The 2,334-nt window shown below is 67.2% G+C and carries 3 protein-coding genes; 2 read left to right on the top strand and 1 reads right to left on the bottom strand.

The window, feature by feature from the left end; translation table 11 throughout:
• The coding region (locus tag STRIP9103_RS51220; RefSeq protein ID WP_048819685.1) for a twin-arginine translocation signal domain-containing protein at nt 1–203 on the bottom strand (203 nt) is incomplete at its 3' end.
• Between the two features lie 460 nt (nt 204–663).
• On the opposite strand from STRIP9103_RS51220, the gene STRIP9103_RS04525 reads away from it, so the two are divergent.
• On the top strand, nt 664–1,608 hold the full coding sequence (locus STRIP9103_RS04525) for an alpha/beta hydrolase (RefSeq protein WP_048819684.1): 945 nt from the start codon (nt 664–666) through the stop codon (nt 1,606–1,608).
• A gap of 159 nt (nt 1,609–1,767) precedes the next feature.
• Nucleotides 1,768–2,334: response regulator transcription factor (locus STRIP9103_RS53390; RefSeq protein WP_199790509.1), on the top strand; the 567-nt coding region annotated here is incomplete at its 3' end.

Here is a 2,334-nt window from a genome sequence, read left to right as displayed (position 1 = left end):
ACACGGCTCGAGGGCGCGGTCTCCGCGGCAGCCGCCTCCTGCGTGTCGCTGAAGGGGGACCCGGCGATGAGGCCGCCGGCGACGACGGCGCCACCGACCGCGGTGGTCGTGGCGATGAACGTACGCCGCGTCGGGGTCGTGGGGGACTCGCCGGAGTCACCCGGGGGCGGTACTTCTGACTCGGTAAGTTCAGTGGGAGGCATACGTACGCTTTCGAATCGGTGGATGGGGCACCTGGCCTGCACATCGGCGAAGCCGCACAATTCCCGTGACGTCGTCACCACCGGGCACGAGGGAATTCTTCACCCGCTGAACGGCCCGCGATCAGTCACGCGGGGCAGTCTTGCATCGTCAACCCCACCGCTGGGAGGGAGAGTTTTCTCCCTGGATGAGACTGTCCCCCCTCTCGCTCCAGCGATCCGATTCTTTATCTTTATCAACGCTTTACACGGGTCTTTACCAGTGAATTTCCTATGGCGGCCCCCGGGAAACGAGCCGGAGCAGCAGCCGTCACCCTCACCTGGCACCGCCTGACGGCTGTTCTGCCTAGGCGAAAACTCTCCCTCCCACTGACGGTCCTCGGCGTACAAGACTTGCCGACGTGACCGACCGCGGACCTTGCTGAGGGTGAGAGTGAGAAGAAAGAAAGAGAGAGCACCGACAATGGACAACTACATCTTCGACCTCGACGAGAACGTCACACGCACTCCGGTCTCGTACAAGAACAGGTATGGCATCACCATCGCGGCCGACCTCTATCTGCCGAAAGACCTCGACGAGTCCCGGCAGCACCCGGCCGTCCTGATCGGCCCCCCGTACAGCGGCGTCAAGGAACAAGGATCGGGGATCTACGCCCAGAACCTGGCAAGGCGTGGGTTCGTGGCCCTCGCCTTCGACCCCTCCTACAACGGCTACAGCGGCGGCGAACCGCGCCACGCGTCGTCCCCCGACATCTTCGTCGAGGACTTCAGCGCGGCCGTGGACTACCTCGGCACGCGCCCCTTCGTCGACCGGGAGCGCATCGGCGGCATCGGCATGTGCGGCAGCGGCGGGTTCCTGCTCAGCGCCGCCCAGGTCGACCGGCGTATCAAGGCCGTGGCGACCGCTGCCATGGTCGACATCTCCCGGATGGCCTCGAAGGGCCCCCTCGACTCCCTCACCGACGAGGCACGGGCCGCCATGCTCGACGACCTCGCCGAGCAGCGGTACGCGGACTTCCTGAACGGCACGCCCGCGCTCGGCCCGCGCGGGGCGCCGATCGGGTTCGACGAGAACACCGACCCCGTCGGGCGCGAGTTCGGCTCGTTCTACTCCACGCCGCGGGGCTACCACCCCAACTCCATCACCCAGTTCACGCTGACGAGCAGCATGGCGTTCATGAACTTCCCGCTGCTCACCCACATCAAGTCGATCTCGCCGCGACCGATTCTCTTCATCGCGGGCGAGGAGGCCTTCTCTCGGTATTTCAGCGAGGACGTCTACAACGAGGCGGCGGAGCCGAAGGAACTCCACCTCGTCCCGGGCGGCAACCACGTCGACCTCTACGACAGGACGGACGTGATCCCGTTCGACAAGCTGACGGAGTCCTTCACCAAGAACCTGGCGTGAACAGCTCACACCGGTCCCGATGCATGCCAGTCGGTGAAGACGGCAAGCCGGCCGCCCAGGACCGGTGATCGCGGCGAGTCCGCCGATCACAGTCAGGTGGCCCAGCCGAGGAGCGTGCTGCCGGACTGCAGATCGCGATCGGCGGCCTGAGCGATCACGATGCCCACCGCGCCGGCCAGGCCCTGCGCAAAGCGGGCTGACCCGCAAGCTCATCGACGCCTTCGCCAACCAGCTGCCCGGCCGTTCCCCCGAGCACCAGAGCACCAGAGCACCAGAGCACCAGAGCACCAGAGCAGACTCGCCGAACTCACCGCCCGCGAACGCGAGGTCCTCACCGCCGTCGCCTCCGGCTGCAGCAGCGCCGAGATCGCCGACCGCCTCCATCTCGCCGAGTCCACCGTCAAGTCCCACGTCAGCCGCGTGCTGGCGAAGATCGGCGCCCGAGACCGGGTGCAGGCGGTGATCTTCGCGTACGACGTGGGCTGGTGCGGCCCGCGTGAGCCCGTCCCGGGCGGCTGCCGACCAACTCTGACGGTCCGTCATCAGTCAGTCGCCCCTTACCGGGGTCCCCGGGACACGGGCGCCCCGTCCCCGTCGAACCGGCCTGCTCGCCCACGAAGAGCAGGCCACCTCGACAGCCGCACGAACAGGCACTCGTTGCCGACGTACATGACGGGACGACACCGGCCGGAGCCCTCCTCGCCTGCACCGTGCCGGCCACCGCGG

Origin of the sequence: Streptomyces ipomoeae 91-03, assembly GCF_000317595.1 — a bacterium.
In the GTDB taxonomy this organism is placed as follows: domain Bacteria; phylum Actinomycetota; class Actinomycetes; order Streptomycetales; family Streptomycetaceae; genus Streptomyces; species Streptomyces ipomoeae.
The sequence above is the reverse complement of the archived record's forward strand: the minus strand, read 5'-3'. Positions and strand labels throughout refer to the sequence as shown.